The sequence below is a fragment of the Pseudoxanthomonas sp. J35 genome (genome assembly GCF_000513995.1).
GTDB lineage: Bacteria > Pseudomonadota > Gammaproteobacteria > Xanthomonadales > Xanthomonadaceae > Pseudoxanthomonas.
The window spans coordinates 21,321-43,404 of the sequence record NZ_AZVB01000010.1 but is presented as its reverse complement, the minus strand read 5'-3'; the positions used below and the strand labels follow the sequence as shown (position 1 = coordinate 43,404).

Genomic DNA, 22,084 nt, shown 5'->3' with positions numbered 1-22,084 from the left:
TGCGGCGGCATCTTGCGTTCGCCAACAGACGCGCGGGAAATCCCGCGCGTCGTCAGTTGTGCCTCAATCGCTACCCAGGCGGAACACTTCCACCACGCGGTCCAGCCACAGATAACGCGGCGGCATATCGCCCTCCAGCGGGTCGAGCCGCAGCAGTGCGTTCATGCCCGATCCCGCGTCATCGCGGAACAGCTGCACCGCAGGCCGCACCGCCACCACGCCCTCGACGACCGTGCCGTCGTCCAGCGTCAGCCGCACCTGTTCCTCGTCGTCCAGTTCCTTGACCAGCTGCGTGAGCCGCGCGATCTCGGTGTCGTCGACCAGCAGGCGCTCGGGTTGCTCGTTCATGCCTGTGCTCCGCGAATCGGGCGAGGCGTGCAGGATGGAACATCGGCGGAAGTTGCCGTGTGAAACACGAAGGCCCGCTTGCGCGGGCCTGTGTGCTGGTGCCGAAGGTGGGACTCGAACCCACACGATATCGCTACCGGCGGATTTTGAGTCCGCTGCGTCTACCATTCCGCCACTTCGGCAAGGGCGTGGAGTATAGCCGGCGGGGCAGGGGGCGGCTATCAGGCCGCGTCGGTGGCCAGCACGCGTTCCTCGCGGCGCATCCAGCCTTCCGCGGCGCCCGGCTCCTCGGGAACGAAGACCCGGCAGCGCACCAGCGGGCGCTGGTAGACGTGCACCGACACGGCGACGGTCGCGTCGCAGGCGTTGCGGATGGCGTGGTACTCGTGCGGCGGGATCAGGCTGCCGGCGGTGCCAGGGCCGGCCTCGATGGTGCCCATGGCGTCGAAGCGCCAGCGGTCGCCGTCGTGCTCGGCCGGTTCGTACTGGGTGATCGCCAGCCGACCCTGCCACACGCTTTCCACGCACCAGGAATGGCCGTGGTCGTGCACCTGGGTGCCCTGGCCGGGGCCCCAGGCCATGGCGACCACGCTGTAGCCCAGCTCCGGGCTGACGTGCAGATCGCGGCGGGCGTAGTGGTCGGGGATCGGGCGCAGCACGCCGGCCGGCAGCTGCACTTCCGGATCGTGGAAGAACGCGACCAGCGCTTCGCGCAGCGCGGCGGTGATGGCGGCTTCGTCCTGCAGCCGGACGGCGGCGTCCAGGGTGCTGACGAGCTTCGGCTTGCCGGGGAAATCCACGCGGGCGGCCTCTTCCTGAATAGGCGTCAAGGGTAGTCCCGCGGCCGTTAGAAAAGTGTTTCCTGTGAAACCGGTCACGCCAGGCGGTCGAGGAAGCCGCGGACGGCGGGGCCAAAGCGGTCGAAGTCGACGAGGAAGGCGTCATGGCCCTGCGGCGAGTCCATGCCGAGGAACTGCGCCTGCGCGCCGCCCCGGCCCAGTCCTTCGGCGATCTCCTGCTGCTGCTGCACGGGGAACAGGATGTCGGTGCTGGCGCCGATCGCGAGGGCGCGCTCGACCTTGATCTTCGCCAGGCCGGCCAGCACGTCGCCACCGGCGTATTCGGCCAGGTCGAACCAGTCCATCGAGCGGCTGAGGTAGAGGTAGCAGTTGGGGTCGTAGCGGCGCACGAAGCGGCGTGCGTGGCCTTCCAGGTAGCTCTCGACCTGGAATTCCAGCCCGAACGGATCCTCCTCGCCGGCGCCGGCCACCGGGATGGCCTCGTCCAGGCGCACGCGGCCGAAGCGGCCGTCCCACTCCAGCGCCGAGCGGTAGGTGATCACGCCCAGCTTGCGGGCGATGCGCATGCCCGATTCCGGGTACGTGGCGTCGTCGTACTCGCCGTTGTTCCAGTTCGGGTCCAGGCGGATCGCCTCGCGCTGCAGCGAACGCACCGCGATCGAGAACGGCAGGGCGCGGGCGCTGCCGGAGATGTTGATGTGGGCGCGGGCGATGCCCGGATGGCGCAGCAGCAGGGCCAGGGCGACCATGCCGCCCATCGAGTTGCCGACCACGCAGGCCAGCTGCCCGATGCCCAGGCCGCGCACGACCTCGGCCGCGGCGTCGCCGATGTCCTCCACCGACAGTTCGGGGAAGGACAGGCGGTAGGCCTGGCCGGTGGCCGGATCGACCGAAGCCGGGCCGGTGGAGCCCTTGCAGCTGCCCAGCGAGTTCACGCAGACCACGAACCAGCGATCGGTGTCGATCGGCTTGCCCGGGCCGACCATGTTCTCCCACCAGCCCGGGGTCGGGTCGGCGGCGCTGGAGGCGGCGTGGGCGTCCGGCGACAGGCCGGTGAGGATCAGCAGCGCGTTGTCCTTGCCGGGGGCGAGCGTGCCCCAGGTCTCGTAGGCCACGCGGGCGCCGTGGAGGACGCCGCCGCGCTTCATCGGGAAGGGCGAAGGCAGGGCGTGGAACTGCGTGCCCGGCGGGATGAATTCGTGGGGGGGGGCGACCATAGGGCCGGAGTTTACCGGCATCGGCCGCCACGCCCCACGGTCGGGGCGCGACGCAGCGTTACGGGGCGGGGGCGCCCAGCACCAGTTCGACCGGTCCGCTGGCCGGCAGGGCCACGCGCACCGGCGCCGATTCCAGGTCGCCTTCGCCGCGGGCGGCGCTGCCGCTGGCCGAGATCCGCGTCAGCACTTCCACTTCCTGCAGCGCCGACAGCTTCTGCGTCGGCATCGGGCTGTCGCCGTCGTCCAGCACCACTTCCAGCGGCAGGTCGGCCAGTGCATGGCGTTCGACCGCCACCGGCATCGGCGGGCCGTCGGGCAGGCGTGCGATCACGAACACGGTGGCATCGCCACGCAGGCGCACGCGTTCGGCGAAGGACGGATCCAGCGCGACCTTCACCGTCAGCGCATGCGTGCCGGCGGGCGCGGCAGCGCCTTCGGCACCGGCCGGCAGCGGCGGCAGGCCGGCTTCGGCGCGGGCCTCGTCGATCTGCACGCGCAGGCTGCGCGCGGTGGCCGCGTCGACCACCGGCAGCAGCGATTCCCAGGTCTTCGCCGCTTCGGCCGGCTGCCGCGCCTGGCGCTGGGCCACGCCCAGGAACCAGGTCGCGCGCTGGTGCGCCGGTTCGAGCTCCAGCGCCCGCTGCAGCCAGGCCACGGCCTGGTCGTCGAAGTGGCGCTGCGGATCGGCCAGGGCGCGCGACTCGGCGGCGTCGACCAGCAGGGCGGGCTCGTCCGGCGCCAGCTCCACCGCGCGCGCGTAGGCGTTGCGTGCCGCGACCGGGTTGCCCATCGCCGCCTGCGAACGGGCCAGCAGGGCCCAGCCGTCCGGCTGCGCGGGGTTGCGCTGCAGTTCGGCCTCCAGCTGCCTGACCGCTTCTTCGAGGCTCTCCGGCGCCTCGAAGGCCGGCGCGTCCAGCGCCGCTGGCGTGCCGACCACGCGGTACAGTGCCAGCGTCGCCAGGCCCAGCGCCAGCACGCCGGCGATCCAGGTGCGACGGGTCCGCCACAGCGGGCGCAGCACCCAGGCCAGCACGCCGAAGGTCAGCAGCGTGGCCACGGCCGCGAACAGCGCGGTCGGCGGGATCACCATTCCTGTTCTCCATCGTCGCCACTCGCCGCTGGCGCCTGCCGCGCGCGGCGGCGGACCACGTGCCAGAGCACGCCGGCGCCGGCCAGCAGCACCAGGCCCGGGCCGAACCACAGCAGCCAGGTGTGCGCGCCCACTTCGGGGCGGTACAGCACGAACTCGCCGTAGCGGTCGACGAGGAACTGCCTGATCTCCGCGTCGCTGCGGCCCTGGCGCATCAGCGCCAGCACTTCGCGACGCATGTCCTGGGCGATCTGCGCGTTGGAATCGGCCAGCGACTGGTTCTGGCACATCACGCAGCGCAGCTCGGCGGTCAGCGCGTGGAAGCGCGCCTCCTCGGCGGCGTCGGCGAACTGCAGCGGCGCCGGGTTGCCGGCCGGCTGCGCACGCCCGCCCGCCGCCGGCAGGGCCAGCGCCAGCCCGAGCAGCAACGCGCGCGCGAGGTGGATCATTGCTGGCGCTCCACCTGTTCCAGCGCCGGCAGCAGGCGTTCGGCCACGACCTGCTCGGTCAGGGGGCCGGTGTGCTTCCAGCGGACGATGCCGTTGCCGTCGACCAGGAAGGTCTCCGGCGCGCCGGCCACGCCCCAGTCCAGCGCGTAGCGGCCTTCCTGGTCGGCGAGGACGACGAAGAACGGGTTGCCGAACTGCTCCAGCCAGCGCAGCGCATCGGCCGGTTCGTCCTTCCAGTTGTAGCCGACCACGCGCACCCGACGGGTCTCGGCGAACTTCGTCAGCACCGGGTGCTCGTCGCGGCAGGCCGCGCACCAGCTGCCCCAGACATTGAGCAGGTAGGGCGCGCCGCGCAGTTCGGCCGAACCGACCTGCACCGACGGGTCGTGCAGGATCGGCAGGGTGAACTCCGGCGCCGGCCGGTCGATCAGCGCCGAAGGCAGCACGTCGCGCTCGGCGTCGCCGGAACGCATCACGCCGTACAGCATCAGCCCGACCAGGCCGACGAAGAACAGCGCGCCGATCACCACGGCGACAACGGGCAGGCCCTGCTGCGGGGCCGGTTCGCGGTTCGGGGTGGTCATGGGGACTTCTCCTGCGGAATGCGGCGGAAACGGCGGTCGGTCGCGGTCACCAGGCCGCCCAGCGCCATCAGGAACGCGCCGGCCCAGATCCAGCGCACGAAAGGCTTGATGTGGACGCGCACCGCCCAGGCGCCGTCGCCCAGCGACTCGCCCAGGGCCACGTAGACGTCGCCGAACAGGCCGGGCCGGATCCCGGCCTCGGTCATCACCTGGCCGCCGCTGGCGTAGGCACGCTTCTCCGGGTGCAGCAGGGTCAGCTCGCGGCCGCCGCGCTTGACCAGCACGTGGCCGCGGTCGGCCAGGTAGTTCGGGCCGCGCAGCTGGTCCACGCCCTGGAAGACGAACTCATGGCCACCGACCTGCAGCGACTCGCCCGGCCGCAGCGCCACCTCGCGCTGCACGTTCTGCGCTTCCACCAGCAGCGCGCCGGCGAGGAACACGCCGATGCCGACGTGGGCCAGGACCATGCCCCACATCTCCGGGGTCATGCGCCCGCCATTGGCCAGGCGGCTCCACACGAAGCGCGCCGTGCCGAGGATGACCCAGGCCGCGCCGGCGACGCCGAACGCGCTCTTCCACGCGCCCTGCGGCGCCATGAAGAAGGCGACCACGCCCATCACCAGCGCCGCCACCAGCCAGGGCAGCAGCATCGCCACCACGCGCGAGGCCTGGTCGCGCTGCCAGCGCGCCAGCGGGCCGAACGGCACCAGCGCCACCAGCGGCGCCATCAGCACGGAGAACAGCAGGCCGAAGTAGGGCGGGCCCACCGAGATCTTGCCCAGCTCGAGTGCATCGGCCAGCAGCGGGTACAGCGTGCCCAGCAGGATCATCGCGCAGGCGCTGGCCAGCAACAGGTTGTTGAGCAGCAGCAGGGTTTCGCGCGAGGCCGGCTGGAACCCGGTCCCGGCTTCGAGGCGGCCGGCGCGCAGCGCGTACAGCAGCAGCGAACCGCCGATGACCAGGCCCAGGAACACCAGGATGAACAGGCCGCGCGCCGGATCGGAGGCGAACGCGTGCACGCTGGTCAGCACGCCCGAGCGCACCAGGAAGGTGCCCATCAGCGACAGCGAGAACGCGGCGATGGCCAGCAGCAGGGTCCAGCCGGCGAAGCTGCCGCGCTTCTCGGTCACCGCCTGCGAGTGGATCAGCGCCGCGCCGACCAGCCACGGCATGAACGCCGCGTTCTCCACCGGGTCCCAGAACCACCAGCCGCCCCAGCCCAGCTCGTAGTACGCCCACCAGCTGCCCAGGGCGATGCCCACGCTCAGGAACGCCCAGGCGATGTTGGTCCACGGCCGGGTCCAGCGCAGCCAGCGCGCATCGATGCGGCCGTCCAGCAGTGCGGCGATGGCGAAGGCGAATGGCACCGAGAACCCGGCCCAGCCGACGTACTGCATCGGCGGGTGGATGATCATGCCCGGGTCCTGCAGCAGCGGATTGAGGTCGCGGCCCTCGGCCGCGGCCGGGATCAGCCGCTCGAACGGGTTGGAGGTGAAGATCAGGAAGGCGAGGAAGCCGAAGGCGACGATGCCCATCACCCCCAGCACGCGCGCCACCACCGCTTCCGGCAGGCGCCACGAGAACAGCGCCACCGCGCCGTTCCAGCAGGCCAGCACCAGGGTCCACAGCAGCAGCGAGCCCTCGTGCGAGCCCCACACGGCGGTGTAGCGGTAGACCAGAGGCAGCAGCGAGTTGGAGTTGGTCGCCACGTAGCGGACCGAGAAGTCCTGGCTGACGAAGGCGTACGTCAGCAGCGCGAAGGCGCCGGCGACCAGCGCCAGCTGGGCGAAGCTGGCCGGACGCGCGACCGCCATCCACGCGGCATTGCCGCGCTGGGCGCCGGCGATCGGCAGCACCGCCTGCAGCAAGGCCACCAGCAGCGCCAGGACCAGCAGGACCTGGCCAAGTTCAGGAAGCATGGTTGCCTCCGCGCACGCCCGCGTGGCGGTGCGCGCCACCGCGCGCCGCGGTCAAGGCGCGGCCTCCGCCGCCGGCACCTGCACATCGTGCTTCTGGTGGGCGACGCCCATCTTGTCGGCCACTTCCTTGGGCATGTAGGTCTCGTCATGCTTGGCCAGCACGTTTTCGGCGACGAACACGCCGTCCTGCATACGCCCGGTGGCGACCACCGCCTGGCCTTCGCGGAACAGGTCGGGGAGGATGCCGGTGTAGACCACCGGCAGCTGTGCATCGCCGTCGGTGACCTTGAAGCGCGCGTCCATCGAGCCGGGCGCGCGCTCGAACGAGCCCTTCTCGACCATGCCGCCGAGGCGGAAGCGGGCGTGGTCGCCGGCCTCGCCGCGCAGCACCTCGGCCGGGGTGTACAGGTAGGCGACGTTGCGCTGCAGGGCCAGGGCGACCAGGGCGGTGGCCACGCCCGAGGCAAGCACCAGCACGGCCACGAACAGCAGCCGGCGGCGGCGGACCGGATTCATCGATTCAACTCCGTGGCCGGGCCGGGGGTGGCGGCCGGCTTGCGTTCGCGCCGCGCGCGCAGGCGCGCGGCACGCAGTTCGCGCCGCACCTGCAGGCGCGGCGCCAGGAAATCCCACAGGAACACCAGCGCGAACACCGCGTAGGCGCCGATCACGTAGGGCAGGTAGCTCATGCGCCTTCCCCGGCCAGCTTGCGCACCCAGTCCTTGCCGGCCTCGCGGCGCAGGTTGTCGGCGCGGGCGCGCGAAAGCAGCGACCCGGCGAACCAGAACTTGGTGCCGATCACCATCCACCACAGCGGCGCCATCATGCTCGGGTCCAGGCTGGACTGGCCGAACACGCGGATGGTCTGGCCCTGGTGGAGCGAGTCCCACCACTCGACCGAGTAGCGGATCACCGGCAGCAGGGCGACGCCGACGATGGCCAGCAGGCCGGCGGCGCGGGCCGAGGCGCGGCGGTCGTCGCCGGCGTGGTACAGGCCGATCACGCCCAGGTACAGGAACAGCAGGATCAGTTCGGTGGTCAGGCGCGGGTCCCAGTCCCACCAGGTGCCCCACATCGGCTTGCCCCAGATCGAACCGGTGGCCAGGGTGATCACGGTGAAGCCGGCGCCGATCGGCGCGCAGGCCATGGCCAGGATCTCGCACAGCTTGATCCGCCAGACCAGGGCGATGGCCGCGTACAGCGCCATCAGCCCGAACACGAACAGACTCATCCAGGCCGAGGGGACATGGATGTAGAGGATGCGGGCGCTGTCGCCCTGCTGGTAGTCGGCGGGCACGTGGAACAGGGCCAGCCAGGCGCCGACGGCCAGGGTCAGCAGCGCCGCGCCCCAGCACCACGGGGCCCAGCGCGCCGCGAAGCGGTCGAAGTACGGCGGTGAGCCGAGAAGGTGGAACCAGCGGATCACCGGGTTCATGGGGAAGTTCGCATCAGCTCGCGTTGGGCGCCGGCGGCCCTGGGACCACCGGACAGGCTCGAATGAGGCATTTTTCCAGACTCGGACCCCCGGGCCAAGGGAACGGGTGGGTCAAAGTGTCCGACCCCTTGCGGAGCAGGGCGGGAGTGCATCATCCCATGTATCCATGTTCGCCTCGCCGGCGGGCGGAGGCATTGATCGGGCGCAAGGCACGTGGGCCGGGGCGCGGAGCGAGCCGGCCAGAGGGCGCTGGAAGGGCCGGGTGCCGGCGTACGCCCCGGGGCGCGGGCTAGCGGGTCACGGCTCTGCTGTTCTGGATCCCTGTTGCGCTCCGGTTGGCAGGCCAGGCGTCGGGTGGGTGGCTGCTTCAGCGTCCGCTACAGCCACAGCCACAGCGACGGCAACTGCAACCGCAACGGCAACGGCAACGGCAACGGCGTTGGGGTGGGTCGGCTTCGGACGGAGCCGCGGTACTCCGGGGGTATGGCGCATCGGCTGGCTCCGCCGTCCATGACTCCGACAGCCGACCGCAGGCCATCCATGGCCTGCTTGCGCCATACCCCCGGTGCACCACGTCTTCGGGCGTGTTCCGGTTGTGGCTTCGTTTTATTTCCATCGCCTGACGGGATGGGCAGGGCTAGTGGTGAGGGTGGGTGTCCCGACAACCGTTGCGGGCTCCCGGCCCTCTCCCAACCCCTTTCCCGATGGGAGACGGGCTATCGATGGCATGGCCCGGGTAAGGGAAGCGCACCCGGCGGCCAGCGGCGTCGCGGGAAAGATTGCTCGACCGGCCGGGCATTGCAGGGCGCGGGCCCGAGGCTTTATCCGGCCACGCGCCTCCTGTAGAGCGGGGCTTGCCCCGCTGCTCCTGGCGGGTGCGGGCACGTCCAGCGTGGGAGTCGGGCAAGCCCGACTCTACAGGGAGCGGGCGCCCATCGGCGTCCCGACCGATGCGGGGGCGTGCTTTTCGCGGTCGATCGAAGCCACGTCGTCAACGCCCTCCGAGACGTCGTCCCAAGGGGGGCTGGCGCAAGCAGCACATGGATGTGCTGCGGTCGGCTGTCGGAGCCATGGACGGCGGAGCCAGCCGATGCGCCAGCCCCCCTTGGGGGGGGCGGCCCCGTCCGGAGCCCGTGCCCCGCATTTGCCTTCGGCTTCGGCTTTGGCCCCTCAGCCCTGGGCGATGCGGATCGCGGCGGCGGCGGCCAGCGGGGCCAGCACGGCGGAGGCCACGAGCATCGCCGCCATCAGCAGCAGGGAGCCGCTGGCGTCCAGGCCCTGGGCGCTGGCGGCGACGCTGCCGGCGCCGAATACCAGCACCGGCACGTACAGCGGCAGGGCCAGCAGGGCGACGAGGATGCCCGAGCGCTTCAGCCCCACGGTCAGCGCCGCGACCACCGCGCCGAGCAGGCTCAGCACCGGCGTGCCCAGCAGCAGGGTCAGCATCAGCATCGGCAGCTGCGCCCGCGGCAGGTACAGGAACTCGCCCAGCACGGGCACCACGACCAGCAGCGGCACGGCGGTGGTCAGCCAGTGGCCGAAGGTGCGCACCGTCACCAGCCAGGCCAGCGGCACCGGGGCGAGGATCCACTGCTCGAGCGAACCGTCCTCGGCGTCGCCGCGGAACAGGCTGTCCAGCGAGAGCAGGCCGGCCAGCAGCACCGCGACCCAGATCGCGTGCGGGGCGACGAAGTTCTCCAGCACCTTTTTTTCGCCACCGAGGACCAGGCCGAACATCACCACCACCAGCAGCGCGAACAGCGCCGGCTGCAGGGCGTCGCCGCGGCGGCGCCAGACCAGGCGCAGGTCGCGCAGGAGCAGGGCGCGGGCGGCCTGGAGCAGGCCGGGGCTGGCGCTCATGCGGACGCTCCCAGTTCGAGCATGCGGGTGCGCACCGGCGGCGCGGCATAGGCGCCGTGGGTGGTGAGTAGGGTGGCGCCGCCGTCGCGCAGGTGCGCCGAGACCATGCGGTTGACCAGGTTGATGCCGTCCAGGTCGAGGTTGGCGTAGGGCTCGTCGAGCAGCCACAGCGGCGCCGGCGACAGCCACATGCGGGCGAGGGTGACGCGCTTCTTCTGGCCGGCCGACAGCTGCCGCGCCGGGGCGTCCTCGTAGCCGGCCATGCCGGTGATGGCAAGGGCATCCTCCGGATGCTGGTGCGGGCGCTTGCCGTGCAGCCCGCACAGGAAGTGCAGGTTCTCCAGCACGGTCAGCTCGCCCTTCAGCGCGGGCAGATGGCCGAGGTAGGCGATGGCGTGGGCCCGGCGCGCCGGATCGGCGGGGCGGCCTTCGATCTCGATGCGGCCGGCATCCGCACGCAACAGGCCGGCGAGGACGCGCAGCAACGTGGTCTTGCCCGAGCCGTTGCTGCCCTGCACGAGCAGCGCCTCGCCGGCATCGACGGCGAAATCCAGCGGGCCGAACACCGGCTCCTCGTTGCGGGCGAACGCCAGGCCATGGGCGGCCAGCAGCGGGACGGAAGCGGTGTCGGTCATCGCCGCGCATTGTAGCGGCGGCATCGCGGCGGCGGCTTGCCCGGGCGCATTGCCGCCGCCTGCGTGTCGGCTAGCGGCGATGCGCGGAGGAGCGGGCGTCATGGGCGCACCCAGTCCACCCACGGCGAATCGGCCCCAGGCGGCCGCGGCAGGTACATGCGCAACCGCACCGCCGTCCCGGCGGACCAGTGCAGGATCCCCGCCTGCCCGTAACGGCGGGCGAGGGCGTCCGCATCATCGGTAGCCAGGTCGGCGACCAGCCAGCCGGGCTCGTGCCACTGGCCGCTGCCGTCGCTGTTGCTGGCCGCCAGGCGGCGCAGGCCCAAGGCGTCCAGGTCCGCCTGCAGGGCCGCATCGGCCCGGCGGTTGGCGGCCTCGTCGCAGGGCCGGGAGCCCGGGTTCCAGGCCGTGACCAGCGTCCAGCCGCGGGCCGGCAGCGCTTCCGCCAGCGCCGGCGGCGCCGGCACGCCGATCCGCAGCCGCAGCAGGCCGCCGGCCGCGTGCACTTCGTAGCGGGCCGCCAGGTAGGCGGCCAGCAGCGCGCCGGTGTCCGCCACGGGCACGGCGGCGGGCCGGGTTTCCACGCCTGGCTTCATGCCTGGAATGTACTTGTGCGCCATGCCCCATCATCCCCGGCCGGCGCCATTGCGTACACTCGGCCGTCCCCCCCACGCGATCCCCCACGAACCACGATGCCGCTGCAGACCCCACCGACCAAGCTGCCCCGGGTGGGCACCACCATCTTCACCGTGATGTCGCAGCTGGCGGCCGAGCACGGCGCGGTCAACCTCGGCCAGGGCTTCCCGGACTTCGCCGTGCCGCAGCGGCTGGTCGACGAGCTCGACAGGGCCATGCGCGACGGTCACAACCAGTACGCGCCGATGACCGGCATCCCGGCGCTGCGCCAGGCCATCGCCGGCAAGGCACTGCGCTGCTACGGCGCGCAGGTCGACCCGGACAGCGAGGTCACCGTCACCAGCGGCGCCACCGAGGCGATCTTCAACGCGATCCACGCGGTGGTGCGCCCGGGCGAGGAAGTGATCGTGCTCGACCCGGCCTACGACTGCTACGAGCCGGCGATCGACCTGGCCGGCGCGCGCGCGGTGCACGTGCCGCTGGACCCGGCGACCTTCGCGGTCGACTGGGAGCGGGTGCGCGCGGCGATCACCCCGAAGACCCGGCTGCTGATGATCAACAGCCCGCACAATCCGTCCGGGGCGATGTTCTCGGCCGACGACATGCGCGCGCTGTCGGAGCTGCTGCGCGATACCGGCATCCTGCTGGTGTCCGACGAGGTCTACGAGCACATCGTGTTCGACGGCCGCCGCCACGAATCGGTGCTGCGCTGGCCGGAGCTGCGCGAACGCGCCTTCGTGGTGTCCAGCTTCGGCAAGACCTACCACTGCACCGGCTGGAAGGTCGGCTACGCGGTCGCGCCACCGGCGCTGACCGCCGAGTTCCGCAAGGTCCACCAGTACAACGTGTTCTGCACCTTCGCCCCGGCGCAACATGCGTTCGCGGCGATGATCCGCGACGAGCCTGGGCACGACGAGCAGCTGGGCGCGTTCTACCAGGCCAAGCGCGACCGCTTCCGCGAGCAGCTGCTGGGCACGCGGCTGAAGCCGCTGCCGGTGCCGGGTGGTTACTTCCAGCTGGTCGACTACTCGGAAGTCAGCGACCTGCCGGACCATGAGTTCGTGAAGTGGCTGACGGTGGAAAAGGGCGTGGCCGCGATTCCGCTGTCGCCGTTCTACGAGGCCCCGCCGCCCGGCCAGCGCCTGGCGCGGCTGTGCTTCGCCAAGAACGAGGCGACGCTGGATGCGGCGGTGGAACGCCTGGCGGCGTTGTGATTGGGGGGCCGGGATTAGGGATTCGGGATTCGGGATTCGAAAAAGCAAACACAGAATCTCCATGCCGGGCCAGCCAGGAAAATACCGCGCTCACTAAGCAATAATCCCCAGTCCCCACTTTCAACGGACGCATGTCCGGTCATCCCGAATCCCGAAGCCCACCATGCCCGATCTCCGCATCTCCCTCGTCCAGGGCGACACCCGCTGGCACGACCCGGCCGCGAACCGCGACTACTACGGGGCGCTGATTGCGCCGCTGGCCGGCGCGACCGACCTGGTGATCCTGCCGGAGACCTTCACCAGCGGGTTCTCCAACGACGCGATCGACCGTGCCGAAGGCATGGACGGGCCGACGGTGGAGTGGATCCGTGCGCAGGCGAAGGCCCTCGACGCGGCGGTGACCGGCAGCGTGCAGCTGCGCACGCCGGAGGGGGTGTTCAACCGCCTGCTGTGGGCGACGCCGGACGGCGGGCTGCAGTGGTACGACAAGCGCCACCTGTTCCGTTACGCGGGCGAGCACAAGCGCTATGCGGCCGGGCGCGAGCGGCTGGTACTGGAGTGGAAGGGCTGGCGGATCAATCCGCAGGTCTGCTACGACCTGCGATTCCCGGTGTTCTGCCGCAACCGCTACGGCGTGGAGCGGGAAGGGGCGCTGGACTTCGATCTGCAGATCTTCGTCGCCAACTGGCCGGCGCCGCGCGCGCATGCGTGGAAGACGCTGCTGCGTGCGCGGGCCATCGAGAACCTGTGCTACGTGGCGGCGGTGAACCGGGTCGGCGTCGATGGCAACGGGCTGGGCTACGACGGCGACAGCGCGGTGATCGATTTCCTCGGCCAGCCGCAGGTGGAGTTGCACGGGCGCGAACAGGTGGCGACCACGACCATCTCGGCGGCGGCGCTGGCGGCGCACCGCGAGCATTTCCCGGCGATGCTGGACGCGGACGCATTCGAGCTGCGCGGGTAGAACCCTGTCAACCCCTCTCCGTGGGGAGAGGGGCTATCGGTGCCGGCGTCTTTGTAGAGCGGGCCTTGCCCCGCTGCCTTGCGTTACGTCGATTTGCCGGGCGTGGGCAGCCGGGCAAGCCCGGCTCTACGGGTCGCGCCTCCTTTCCCGCCTCTCTCCGGGAGAGGGGCAATGGGCACGCGGGCATCCTGTAGAGCGGGGCTTGCCCCGCTGCCTTTGCGTTACGTCGCTTCGCCAGGCGTGGGCAGCCGGGCAAGCCCGGCTCTACAGGGTGCGTCCTGCGCCCGTCTCCTGAAGGAGACGGGCTCGTCGATGCGGCTGAACCGCTGCCGACCTGGGGCGGGCTTCCTGCATGGGGCCGCGACATTGCCGTGCTATATGCTCGGCCGGCCATCCCGCCGGCCTGGTGCCGGCCCGTCACGGAGAGCATACATGATGCGATTCCCCCGAGTCCTGGTCGCCGGCCTGCTGGCGCTGGCCGCCGCCCCGGCCGCGCAGGCGGCCGGTGATGTCGACTGCAAGCTGCACTTCTCGATGTCCGGGTGGTCGGCGTTCTACAAGACCCAGCAGGGCAGCGGCACGGTCACCTGCGACAACGGCACCAGCATGCCGGTAAAGGTCAGCGCCAAGGGCGGCGGCATCACCTTCGGCAAGTCGCGGATCGAGAACGGCGTCGGCGAGTTCTCCGGCGTGCACAGCATCCGCGAGACGCTCGGCACCTACGCCGCGGCGGAGGCGCACGCGGGCGCGGTGAAGTCGAGCAAGGCGCAGGTGATGACCAAGGGCGAGGTGTCGCTGGCGCTGGCCGGCACCGGCAAGGGCTGGGACATCGGCGTGGCCTTCGGCAAGTTCGTGATCGAGCCGCGCTGAGCACGCGCGGCGCTTCCTGTAGAGCGGGGCTTGCCCCGCTGCCTTTGTACCGCTGCCTTTGCCCCGCGTCGCGTAACCCCGCGGTACAGGGACCCCGCATGAACGGGAACGGCCCGACGATGTCGGGCCGTTCCCGTATCTGCCTGCCGGCGCCGGGGGCTCAGCCCTGGCCGCGCGGGCCGCGGTTGCCGCCCGGAGCCTGGCTGCCGGGGGTGGCGTGGTCGGACGGGAAGTGCGGGGCGTTGCCCGGATGGCCGTACGGACGCGCGGCCTTGCGCGGGTTCTGGCCCTGGCCCTGGCCGCCGCCAGCGCCGCCCCCCTTGCCGAAGCGCTTGCCGCCGCCGCCCGGGCCTGCGTTGCGATGGCCGCTGGGGCCGGTGCTCACGCCTTCGGGCACGTACCAGGTGCGGAACGCGGCCGGGTTGCCTTCCGGCAGCGGCTTCAGCGCGCCCTTCTGCTTGCGCTGCTTGAACGGCTTCTGCGACTGCTTGGCCGCCTGCTCGCCGCTGACGGTCAGGCCGCCGTGCGGCTTCTTGCCGCCGCGGCCGCCACGACGGTCCTCGCGGACGTGATCGAAGCGGCGCAGCTCGCGGCCTTCGTCGGCGGTGTTGTGGCCGTTGACGTAGGCCTGGCCGGTGCCGCGGCCGCTGCCGACGTGCACGGTGGCCTTGGCGGCGCGACGCTGGCCGATCACCGGCAGCAGGGTCAGGGTGGACGCGCCGGCGTCCTCCAGGCCCAGCGACTTGCGCAGCGCCTCGACCTGCTCGGCCGGCAGTTCCTGCGAGTGGCCGCGCAGCAGTTCGCGCGGCAGGCCGATGTCGCCGTAGCGGGTGCGCTTGAGGCGGCTGACCTGGCAGCCCTGCGATTCCCACAGGCGGCGCACTTCGCGGTTGCGGCCTTCCTTGACCACGACCTTGAACCAGTCGTGCGAGTCGGTGCCGCCGATGCGCTCGATCTGGTCGAACCTGGCCGGGCCGTCCTCGAGGGCGACGCCCCGGGCGAGGCGGTCGACGATGTTGTCCGGCACCTTCTCGTGGCCTTCCGGGGCGCGCACGCGCACCACGTATTCGCGTTCGACCTCGTGCGAGGGGTGCATCATCGCGTTGGCGATCTCGCCGTCGGTGGTCAGCAGCAGCAGGCCGGTGGTGTTGATGTCGAGGCGGCCGATCGCGATCCAGCGCGCACCCTTCAGGCGCGGCAGGGATTCGAAGATGGTCGGGCGGCCTTCGGGGTCCTCGCGGGTGGTCACTTCGCCTTCGGGCTTGTTGTAGACCAGCACGCGCGCCGGCTCGGTCAGGGCCGAGGCGACGAAGGCCTTGCCGTCCAGCTCGACGCGGTCGCCGCTGCGGATGCTCTGGCCGACCTGGGCGGTTTCGCCGTTGACCTTGATCAGGCCGTCGGCGATGCGCTGCTCGAGCGCGCGGCGCGAGCCGAGCCCGGCCTGGGCCAGGACCTTGTGCAGGCGCTCCTCGAGCTTCGGCGCCGGGGCGGCTTCTTCGCCGCGCTTGAGCGACAGCTTGCCGAGGGGCTTGCGGGGGGTAGGTGCGTTCATCAGTTGGTGCTCCGGCCGGACGTTTCATCGTCGGCCTGTGTTGCGGGACCTTCGGCCTCGTCGGCTTCGGGCGGTGTGGAGGCGGGCTCGCCGGAATCGCCATCGTCGGCGTCCGCGGGCTCTTCCTGTTCGTCATCGCCGGCGCGGTCGCCGGTGGATTCGTTGGAGACGGCTTCGTCGCCGTCCTGCGTGTCTTCGCTGGCATCGCTGCCGGTGTCGCCGGCCGCTTCACCGGCACCGGCGGCAGTCGCGTCGTCCGCGCCTTCGCCGGCGGGCGCATCGTTCGCCGCTTCGCCCGGTGCGGCCGGCGCGTCGTCGTTGGCGACGCCGGCCGGGGCCGGGGCCGCGTCCGGATCCAGCGGCAGCTGCGGTTCCAGTTCGCCGATGTCCTTCAGTTCCGACAGCGGCGGCAGTTCGTCCAGTCGCTTGAGGCCGAAGTAGTCCAGAAACGCCTTGGTGGTGCCGTACAGCGCCGGGCGGCCCGGCACGTCGCGGTGGCCGACCACGCGGATCCACTCGCGCTCTTCCAGCGCCTGGATGATGTTGCTGCTGACCGCCACGCCGCGGACCTGTTCGATCTCGCCGCGGGTGATCGGCTGGCGGTAGGCGATCAGCGCCAGGGTTTCGAGGGTGGCGCGGGTATAGCGGGTCTTGCGTTCGGTCCACAGCCGCGCCACCCATGGGTGGACGTCGGCCTTGACCTGGAAGCGGAAGCCGGAGGCGACCTCGACCAGTTCGATGCCGCGGTCGGCGCAGGCCTCGCGCAGCTGTTCCAGCGCCGCCTCGACGCTGCCCGGCGGGGCCGGCTCGTCCTCGGGGAAGAGCCCGTGCAGCTGGGCAAGCGCCAGCGGCTGGTTGGCGGCCAGCAGGGCGGCCTCGACGATGCGGGTGATCAGCGCCTGGTCCATGGATCTCGCAGGTTCTGGTGGATGGGATGGCAGGTCCGCGGGTTCAGCCCGCGGCCGGCTCGTTGGCGGCGTCGCCGTCGTCGAACTCGCTGTGGAACTGCAGCGGTTCGTTGGTGTTGCCGACCGCCAGCGAGCGCACGTAGATCGGCGCCAGTGGGGCGTCCTGGACGATGTCCAGCAGCTGTTCCTTGGCCAGCTCCAGCAGGGAGAGGAAGGTGACCAGCACGCCGAGGCGGCCTTCCTCCGGGCTGAACAGCGTCTCGAAGCGGTGGAACTGGCCGTCGTCCAGCCGCTGCAGCACCTCGCCCATGCGCTGGCGGACGCTCAGCGCCTCGCGCTTGATGTGGTGGCCGCTGAACAGCTCGGCGCGCTTGAGCACGTCGTGCAGGGCCAGCAGCATCTCGCGCAGGTCCACCGGCGGCGGCAGCTTGACCACGGCGCGGTCCGGGACGAAGGCCTGCACCGGGGTGGTGTCGCGGTCCAGGCGGGGCAGGGCGTCCAGGTCCTCGGCGGCCTGCTTGAAGCGTTCGTACTCCTGCAGGCGGCGCACCAGCTCGGCGCGCGGGTCCTCCTCCTGGCCTTCCTCGGCCGGCGGCCGCGGCAGCAGCATGCGCGACTTGATCTCGGCCAGGATCGCAGCCATGACCAGGTACTCGGCGGCCAGTTCGAACCGCAGGTCCTGCATCACGTTGATGTAGTCCACGTACTGCCGGGTGATCTCGGCGACGGGGATGTCGAGGATGTCCAGGTTCTGGCGGCGGATCAGGTACAGCAGCAGGTCCAGCGGGCCTTCGAAGGCGTCGAGGATGACTTCCAGCGCGTCCGGCGGGATGTACAGGTCCTGCGGGATCTGCAGCAGCGGCTGGCCATGCACGACCGCCAGCGGCATCTCCTGCTGCTGCGGGGCGGGGGACGCCTGCGTTGTCGGGGTCGCGTCTTGCGCGGGTTCGGAACTCATCTGCTCGGAAGCCAGCCCGGAACGGAAGGCGGGCGGCGCCATACGGGCGTGCCGCGCCTGCGGTGGCGGACGTCGCCGGGAACAGCCGGGGACGGCGCCTTGAATACGTGCACATCAAGTCAGGCCCGGCACCGCAGGAGGGCGGTGGCCGATAGCCGGGGGGTCGTCTGCGTGTGGCGGGGAGGGGCAGCGATCGGTCGCCGGGAGTGGCAGGTGCCCGGAATATCCCTATGTGACGGGCTGTCCCCTGGTGTTCCCTTGCCGGCGGGCCGCTGCTTCCGGCCAACGTGTGAGCCAAGGGTACGCGCCGCGCCGGGTGCTGTCCAGCAGGCCGGAACGCCCGCGTGGCGGGCCGGAGGGCTGCGGTACATGCAGCCGGCGACTCCGCCGGTGGCAGTGGGTGGGGCGTCGGGGCGCAATGACGGGCGGTCGCCGTTGCATTGCTGCACTGCAGTATCAAATTTACGCCGTAGCTGATTGCCAGCGTTGGGCTAATGTATGCGGCACGGCTCTTTGCATTCATCCTGTAAACGATTACATTCGCGCCGTCGACCGAAAGCACGGACCGGAGGGGAAGCGGATGGGGCGCCAGGCGGTCACGATCCGCGACGTCGCGCGCGAGGCCAATGTCTCCGTGGCCACCGTCTCGCGCGCGCTCAACGGCCACACCAACGTGGCCGAACCGGTGCGGCAGCTGGTGCTGGAGGTCGCGCGCCGGCTGCGCTACAGCCCGCACGCGGCGGCGCGTAGCCTCAGCAGCCGCAGCACCCAGACCATCGGCGTGGTCCTGCCGGACCTGCATGGCGAGTTCTTCTCCGAACTGATCCGCGGGATCGACTCGGTGGCCCGAGCCTCCGGGCGCCACCTGCTGCTGTCCAGCTACCACGGCGACCCGGAAGAGCAGGCCGCCGCGCTGCGCGCGATGCGCGGACGGGTCGATGGCCTGCTGGTGATGTCGCCTTACGCCGGGCAGCCGGGTTTCCTCGCCGAGAACCTGCCGCAGCCGCTGCCGGTGGTGCTGATCAGCACCCGGCAGGCCGAGCCGGCCTGGCCGGTCTACGAGATCGACAACCATGCCGGCGCGATGGCGATGACCGGCCACCTGCTGTCGCTCGGCCACCGCCATATCGCATTCATCGGCGGACCCGAGCTCAACCACGATGCGCGCGAGCGCCTGCGCGGGTTCCGCGACGCGATCGCCGCGCATCCGGACGCGCGCGGCAGCGAGTTCGCCGGCGACTTCGACGAAGCCTCCGGTTTCCGCGCCGGCAGCGCGATCGCCGCCGGCGACCCGGCGCAACGTCCGGACGCGGTGTTCGCGGCCAACGACATGATGGCGCTGGGCTGCCTGTACGCGTTCGCGCAGGCCGGGCTGCAGGTGCCGCGCGACATCGCCCTGGCGGGTTTCGACGACATTCCGCTGGCGCGTTTCGTTCACCCGTCATTGACGACGATGCGGGTGAGTATCACCGAGCTTGGCGCCAACGCATTGAAACGGTTGCTGGCACAGATCGAGAGCGACGAACCGGCCACGGACGAACGCCACGTGCTGCTGCCGGAACTGGTCGTGCGCCAGTCCAGCGGCGGACAGAAGACCGCCACCGCGACGCTTGGCAGACAGAAGAAGAAATCCTGACGCTGCACCATCCTGGGAGGGACGCAACATGAACGGCAAACGTGAGAGCAGACCCGCAAGACGCCTTCTGGCCACGGCGCTGGCCACCTGCATCGCGTTCGGCGCGGCGCCGGCGATGGCGCAGAGCACCGGCGCCACCATCCGCGGCCACGTGATGGCCGATTCGGCCCCGGCCACCGACGCGGTGGTGACCGTGGTCAACACCACCACCGGCCTGCGCCGCACCGCGCGCGTGGGCGCCGGCGGCAATTACGCCGTCGCCGGCCTGCCGCCGGGCACCTACCGTATCGAGGTCCAGGCCGCCGGCCAGACCGCCACCCGCGAACTGACCGTCCAGGTCGGCCAGACCGCGACCCTGGACCTGGGTGTGGGCGGCGTGGCCGAGACCGCCGCGCCGGGCGAAGCCACCACTCTGGAAGCGGTGCAGGTGGTCGGCACCGCGGTGGAGACCCGCACTTCCGAGGTCGCCACCTACATCAGCAACAAGCAGATCGAGTCGCTGCCGCAGAACAGCCGCAACTTCCTCGCCTTCGCCGACACCGTGCCGGGCGTGCAGTTCATCACCGACGCCAGCGGCAACACCCGGCTGCGTTCCGGCGCGCAGAACGCCAACGCCGTCAACGTGTTCATCGACGGCGTGGGGCAGAAGAATTACGTCACCACCGGCGGCATCAGCGGCCAGGACACCAGTCGCGGCAACCCGTTCCCGCAGTCGGCGATCGGCGAGTACAAGGTCATCACCCAGAACTACAAGGCCGAGTACGACCAGCTCAGCAGCGCCGCGGTGGTCGCGGCGACGCGCTCGGGCAGCAACGAGTTCGAGGGCAGCTTCTTCTGGGACCGCACCCACACCGGCTGGCGCTCGCGCAGCCGCTTCGAGGAGCGCGAAGGCGCGACCAAGGCGGTGAGCAAGCAGGAGCAGTACGGCGTCTCCTTCGGCGGCCCGATCATCCCCGACGTGGCCCACTTCTTCGTCGCCTACGAGGCCAAGGAGTTCAGCAGCCCGCGCACCTTCAACCTCGGCCGCGGCTTCACCGTCGACCAGCTGCCGCCGGACCTGCAGGCCCAGTTCGGCACCGGCACCTATACCTCGCCGTTCAAGGAGGACCTGTATTTCGCCAAGATCGACTGGGCGATCGGCGAGAACCACTATTTCGAGCTGACCGGCAAGTACCGCGACGAGAGCGAGACCATCCAGGTCGAGGGGCAGCGCCTGCCGCCGGCAGCCACCCTCAACACCAACGAGGAGACCCGCGTCGACCTGCGCTGGCAGTGGACCTTCGGCGACTGGCTCAACGACGCGCACCTGACATGGGAAGACGCGTTCTGGAGCCCGCGGCCGGCGCGCTTCGAGCCCGGCTACTTCCTCAGCGACGGCAACTGGTGGGACACCATCGTCCGCAGCGGCGGCGGCGACAACTACCAGGACAAGGGCCAGAAGGGCTGGTCGTTCCAGGACGACCTGACCTTCACCGGCTTCTCCGGCCACACCGTGAAGATGGGCATCAAGTACAAGCGGGTCGACCTGGAGACCCTCGAGCAGAACCGCTACAACCCGCAGTTCTACTACGACATCCACGAAAGCCTGTCGGTGCCCACCCACGTGGAGTTCGGCGCGCCGGTGGCCGGTTACGGCGACGGCACGGTCAGCTCGGGCAACAAGCAGTTGGGCCTGTACGTCCAGGACGACTGGGAGGTCAACGAGCACCTGACCCTGAACCTGGGCGTGCGCTGGGACGTGGAGAGCACGCCCAGCTACGAGGACTACGTGACCCCGGCCGAGGTGGTCACCGCGCTGCAGAACTCCAACACCAACCTGCCCAACTCGGGCATCGACATCAACGACTACATCAGCACCGGCGGCAACCGCGACCCGGACCGCAACAACTGGGCGCCGCGCTTCGGCTTCTCCTACGACCTCAACGCCGACCAGCGCCACGTGGTCTTCGGCGGCGCCGGCCGCTCGTACGACCGCAACCTGTTCGACTACCTGCAGAACGAGATATCGAAGGGCAGCTGGGGCCAGTACGTCTACAACTTCAACACCCCGATGCACCCGTGCGCGGTCGGCGTCGACGCCACCTGCCGCGAGTGGGATCCGCGCTACCTCGACCCTGAGTTCCTGCGCGCCTCCTCGGTGGCCGGCAGCCGCGAGATCTTCCTGAACAACAACAACCTGGTGGTGCCGTATTCGGACCAGTACAGCCTGGGCATGCGCAACATGTTCGAGCTGTGGGGCCACGACTGGAACACCGAGGTGATGTACTCCTACGTGCGCAGCCACGACGGCATCGCCTTCCTGCTCGGCAACCGCCGCGACGACGGGCTGTTCTTCCCGCCGGATCCGCCGGGCGCCAGCGATCCGCCGCCGTGGGGGCAGGGCTTCGCGCCGTTCTCCAACCTGATCCTGGCGCAGAACGCGCTGGAGACCCGGACCAGGGCCGTGTACGTCAAGCTGGAGAAACCGTACACGCGCAACTCCGGCTGGGGCGCGACGCTGGCCTACACCTGGACCGATTCGGAGCAGAACAGCCCGATCGACGGCTGGCCGGGCGCGTTCAACGCCGAGTTCATCGAGGACTACGGCTGGTTCCCGGGCAAGGTGCCGGAGAACCGGGTGGTGCTGACCGGCATCTGGGACGGCCCGTGGGGCCTGACCTTCTCCGGCAAGGGCGTGTGGTCCGACGCGACCCCGCGCTACTACCAGAACTGCAACGTCTCGGCCTGGGCGTTCTGCCATTTCGACGCCTACACCCCGCGCGAGGACTTCAAGCAGCTGGACCTGGCGATGGAGAAGGTGTTCGACACCGGCAGCGACATCGCCCTGCGGATCCGCTTCGACGTGCTGAACGTGTTCAACTGGTCGAACTACTCCGGGTACGAGGACTGGCGCGGGGGCGCCGGCGAGCCGCAGAATCCGCTCTGGGGCACGCCGAATGCGATCGCCTTGCCGACCCGCACGTTCAAGCTGGGCATCGGCATCGACTGGTGACCGCGAAAAGCGCGGCG

General features: G+C 70.8%; 21 protein-coding genes and 1 tRNA gene. 5 read left to right on the top strand and 17 right to left on the bottom strand.

Annotation, left to right across the window (positions count from 1 at the left end; all coding sequences use genetic code 11):
* Positions 1-63: 63 nt before the first annotated feature.
* The 14 genes from PSEJ35_RS0107930 to PSEJ35_RS0107865 all read right to left on the bottom strand — a co-directional run bounded on the left by PSEJ35_RS0107930 (position 64) and on the right by PSEJ35_RS0107865 (position 10,921).
* Positions 64-348, bottom strand: a complete 285-nt coding sequence (locus PSEJ35_RS0107930; RefSeq protein ID WP_028917320.1) for a DUF3247 family protein — start codon at positions 346-348, stop codon at positions 64-66.
* A 96-nt stretch (positions 349-444) separates the two neighbouring features.
* Positions 445-530, bottom strand: a tRNA-Leu gene (locus PSEJ35_RS0107925).
* Between the two features lie 39 nt (positions 531-569).
* A complete protein-coding gene (locus tag PSEJ35_RS0107920; RefSeq protein WP_232207607.1) occupies positions 570-1,178 on the bottom strand; it encodes a cysteine dioxygenase family protein in 609 nt (202 codons plus the stop codon).
* A 44-nt stretch (positions 1,179-1,222) separates the two neighbouring features.
* The gene (locus PSEJ35_RS0107915) at positions 1,223-2,365 is read right to left on the bottom strand and encodes a homoserine O-acetyltransferase (RefSeq protein WP_028917318.1); all 1,143 of its coding nucleotides are present in this window, start codon (positions 2,363-2,365) and stop codon (positions 1,223-1,225) included.
* A gap of 58 nt (positions 2,366-2,423) precedes the next feature.
* On the bottom strand, positions 2,424-3,455 hold the full coding sequence (locus PSEJ35_RS0107910) for a cytochrome c biogenesis protein (RefSeq protein ID WP_051412584.1): 1,032 nt from the start codon (positions 3,453-3,455) through the stop codon (positions 2,424-2,426).
* Positions 3,449-3,904, bottom strand: a complete 456-nt coding sequence (locus tag PSEJ35_RS0107905) for a cytochrome c-type biogenesis protein (RefSeq protein WP_037082780.1) — start codon at positions 3,902-3,904, stop codon at positions 3,449-3,451. The genes PSEJ35_RS0107910 and PSEJ35_RS0107905 overlap by 7 nt, the downstream gene beginning before the upstream one ends.
* The gene (locus PSEJ35_RS0107900; RefSeq protein WP_037082777.1) at positions 3,901-4,488 is read right to left on the bottom strand and encodes a DsbE family thiol:disulfide interchange protein; all 588 of its coding nucleotides are present in this window, start codon (positions 4,486-4,488) and stop codon (positions 3,901-3,903) included. Before PSEJ35_RS0107900 ends, PSEJ35_RS0107905 begins: the two co-directional genes overlap by 4 nt.
* The gene (locus PSEJ35_RS0107895; protein ID WP_028917314.1) at positions 4,485-6,407 is read right to left on the bottom strand and encodes a heme lyase CcmF/NrfE family subunit; all 1,923 of its coding nucleotides are present in this window, start codon (positions 6,405-6,407) and stop codon (positions 4,485-4,487) included. The genes PSEJ35_RS0107900 and PSEJ35_RS0107895 overlap by 4 nt, the downstream gene beginning before the upstream one ends.
* A 51-nt stretch (positions 6,408-6,458) precedes the next feature.
* A complete protein-coding gene (ccmE, locus tag PSEJ35_RS0107890) occupies positions 6,459-6,923 on the bottom strand; it encodes a cytochrome c maturation protein CcmE (protein WP_028917313.1) in 465 nt (154 codons plus the stop codon).
* Positions 6,920-7,096: a heme exporter protein CcmD gene (ccmD, locus tag PSEJ35_RS0107885; RefSeq protein ID WP_028917312.1), complete on the bottom strand. Its 177-nt coding sequence runs from the start codon at positions 7,094-7,096 to the stop codon at positions 6,920-6,922. Before ccmD ends, ccmE begins: the two co-directional genes overlap by 4 nt.
* Positions 7,093-7,842 carry a heme ABC transporter permease gene (locus tag PSEJ35_RS0107880; RefSeq protein ID WP_028917311.1) on the bottom strand — a complete coding sequence of 250 codons (750 nt, stop codon included), beginning with the start codon at positions 7,840-7,842 and terminating at the stop codon, positions 7,093-7,095. The genes ccmD and PSEJ35_RS0107880 overlap by 4 nt, the downstream gene beginning before the upstream one ends.
* 1,170 nt (positions 7,843-9,012) lie before the next feature.
* Positions 9,013-9,702, bottom strand: coding sequence for a heme exporter protein CcmB (gene ccmB, locus PSEJ35_RS0107875; protein WP_028917310.1), 690 nt, complete (start codon positions 9,700-9,702; stop codon positions 9,013-9,015).
* The gene (gene ccmA, locus PSEJ35_RS0107870) at positions 9,699-10,337 is read right to left on the bottom strand and encodes a heme ABC exporter ATP-binding protein CcmA (protein WP_028917309.1); all 639 of its coding nucleotides are present in this window, start codon (positions 10,335-10,337) and stop codon (positions 9,699-9,701) included. Before ccmA ends, ccmB begins: the two co-directional genes overlap by 4 nt.
* Positions 10,338-10,435: 98 nt before the next feature.
* Entirely contained in the window at positions 10,436-10,921 is a 486-nt protein-coding gene (locus PSEJ35_RS0107865) for a DUF3293 domain-containing protein (RefSeq protein WP_232207606.1), read from the bottom strand.
* Between the two features lie 108 nt (positions 10,922-11,029).
* Between PSEJ35_RS0107865 and PSEJ35_RS0107860 the strand changes: the two genes are divergently transcribed.
* The 3 genes from PSEJ35_RS0107860 to PSEJ35_RS0107850 all read left to right on the top strand — a co-directional run bounded on the left by PSEJ35_RS0107860 (position 11,030) and on the right by PSEJ35_RS0107850 (position 14,021).
* Positions 11,030-12,187, top strand: a complete 1,158-nt coding sequence (locus tag PSEJ35_RS0107860) for a pyridoxal phosphate-dependent aminotransferase (RefSeq protein WP_028917307.1) — start codon at positions 11,030-11,032, stop codon at positions 12,185-12,187.
* A gap of 163 nt (positions 12,188-12,350) precedes the next feature.
* Positions 12,351-13,151, top strand: coding sequence for an amidohydrolase (locus PSEJ35_RS0107855; RefSeq protein ID WP_028917306.1), 801 nt, complete (start codon positions 12,351-12,353; stop codon positions 13,149-13,151).
* Between the two features lie 435 nt (positions 13,152-13,586).
* Complete coding sequence (locus tag PSEJ35_RS0107850) at positions 13,587-14,021, top strand: hypothetical protein (protein ID WP_028917305.1); 435 nt, start codon at positions 13,587-13,589, stop codon at positions 14,019-14,021.
* A gap of 160 nt (positions 14,022-14,181) precedes the next feature.
* Here the strand turns inward: PSEJ35_RS0107850 and rluB are convergent, their stop codons facing one another.
* The 3 genes from rluB to PSEJ35_RS0107835 are packed head-to-tail and all read right to left on the bottom strand — an operon-like array spanning position 14,182 to position 17,439.
* On the bottom strand, positions 14,182-15,573 hold the full coding sequence (gene rluB / locus PSEJ35_RS15750; RefSeq protein ID WP_051412582.1) for a 23S rRNA pseudouridine(2605) synthase RluB: 1,392 nt from the start codon (positions 15,571-15,573) through the stop codon (positions 14,182-14,184).
* Positions 15,573-16,481 (bottom strand): SMC-Scp complex subunit ScpB, encoded by a 909-nt coding sequence (gene scpB / locus PSEJ35_RS15745; RefSeq protein WP_037082773.1) that lies wholly within the window; start codon positions 16,479-16,481, stop codon positions 15,573-15,575. Before scpB ends, rluB begins: the two co-directional genes overlap by 1 nt.
* A gap of 43 nt (positions 16,482-16,524) precedes the next feature.
* Positions 16,525-17,439, bottom strand: a complete 915-nt coding sequence (locus PSEJ35_RS0107835) for a ScpA family protein (protein ID WP_028917304.1) — start codon at positions 17,437-17,439, stop codon at positions 16,525-16,527.
* 580 nt (positions 17,440-18,019) lie between these two features.
* On the opposite strand from PSEJ35_RS0107835, the gene PSEJ35_RS0107830 reads away from it, so the two are divergent.
* Entirely contained in the window at positions 18,020-19,075 is a 1,056-nt protein-coding gene (locus tag PSEJ35_RS0107830; protein WP_028917303.1) for a LacI family DNA-binding transcriptional regulator, read from the top strand.
* A 28-nt stretch (positions 19,076-19,103) separates the two neighbouring features.
* Complete coding sequence (locus tag PSEJ35_RS0107825) at positions 19,104-22,067, top strand: TonB-dependent receptor (protein WP_028917302.1); 2,964 nt, start codon at positions 19,104-19,106, stop codon at positions 22,065-22,067.
* Positions 22,068-22,084 lie beyond the last annotated feature (17 nt).

Excerpts from the sequence above, each read along its gene's own strand:
- PSEJ35_RS0107930 (WP_028917320.1), bottom strand. The coding sequence starts at position 348 with ATGAACGAGCAACCCGAGCGCCTGCTGGTCGACGACACCGAGATCGCG.
- PSEJ35_RS0107915 (WP_028917318.1), bottom strand. The coding sequence starts at position 2,365 with ATGGTCGCCCCCCCCCACGAATTCATCCCGCCGGGCACGCAGTTCCAC.
- PSEJ35_RS0107910 (WP_051412584.1), bottom strand. The coding sequence starts at position 3,455 with ATGGTGATCCCGCCGACCGCGCTGTTCGCGGCCGTGGCCACGCTGCTG.
- PSEJ35_RS0107905 (WP_037082780.1), bottom strand. The coding sequence starts at position 3,904 with ATGATCCACCTCGCGCGCGCGTTGCTGCTCGGGCTGGCGCTGGCCCTG.
- PSEJ35_RS0107900 (WP_037082777.1), bottom strand. The coding sequence starts at position 4,488 with ATGACCACCCCGAACCGCGAACCGGCCCCGCAGCAGGGCCTGCCCGTT.
- PSEJ35_RS0107895 (WP_028917314.1), bottom strand. The coding sequence starts at position 6,407 with ATGCTTCCTGAACTTGGCCAGGTCCTGCTGGTCCTGGCGCTGCTGGTG.
- ccmE (WP_028917313.1), bottom strand. The coding sequence starts at position 6,923 with ATGAATCCGGTCCGCCGCCGCCGGCTGCTGTTCGTGGCCGTGCTGGTG.
- ccmD (WP_028917312.1), bottom strand. The coding sequence starts at position 7,096 with ATGAGCTACCTGCCCTACGTGATCGGCGCCTACGCGGTGTTCGCGCTG.
- PSEJ35_RS0107880 (WP_028917311.1), bottom strand. The coding sequence starts at position 7,842 with ATGAACCCGGTGATCCGCTGGTTCCACCTTCTCGGCTCACCGCCGTAC.
- ccmB (WP_028917310.1), bottom strand. The coding sequence starts at position 9,702 with ATGAGCGCCAGCCCCGGCCTGCTCCAGGCCGCCCGCGCCCTGCTCCTG.
- ccmA (WP_028917309.1), bottom strand. The coding sequence starts at position 10,337 with ATGACCGACACCGCTTCCGTCCCGCTGCTGGCCGCCCATGGCCTGGCG.
- PSEJ35_RS0107860 (WP_028917307.1), top strand. The coding sequence starts at position 11,030 with ATGCCGCTGCAGACCCCACCGACCAAGCTGCCCCGGGTGGGCACCACC.
- PSEJ35_RS0107855 (WP_028917306.1), top strand. The coding sequence starts at position 12,351 with ATGCCCGATCTCCGCATCTCCCTCGTCCAGGGCGACACCCGCTGGCAC.
- PSEJ35_RS0107850 (WP_028917305.1), top strand. The coding sequence starts at position 13,587 with ATGCGATTCCCCCGAGTCCTGGTCGCCGGCCTGCTGGCGCTGGCCGCC.
- rluB (WP_051412582.1), bottom strand. The coding sequence starts at position 15,573 with ATGAACGCACCTACCCCCCGCAAGCCCCTCGGCAAGCTGTCGCTCAAG.
- scpB (WP_037082773.1), bottom strand. The coding sequence starts at position 16,481 with ATGGACCAGGCGCTGATCACCCGCATCGTCGAGGCCGCCCTGCTGGCC.
- PSEJ35_RS0107835 (WP_028917304.1), bottom strand. The coding sequence starts at position 17,439 with ATGAGTTCCGAACCCGCGCAAGACGCGACCCCGACAACGCAGGCGTCC.
- PSEJ35_RS0107830 (WP_028917303.1), top strand. The coding sequence starts at position 18,020 with ATGGGGCGCCAGGCGGTCACGATCCGCGACGTCGCGCGCGAGGCCAAT.
- PSEJ35_RS0107825 (WP_028917302.1), top strand. The coding sequence starts at position 19,104 with ATGAACGGCAAACGTGAGAGCAGACCCGCAAGACGCCTTCTGGCCACG.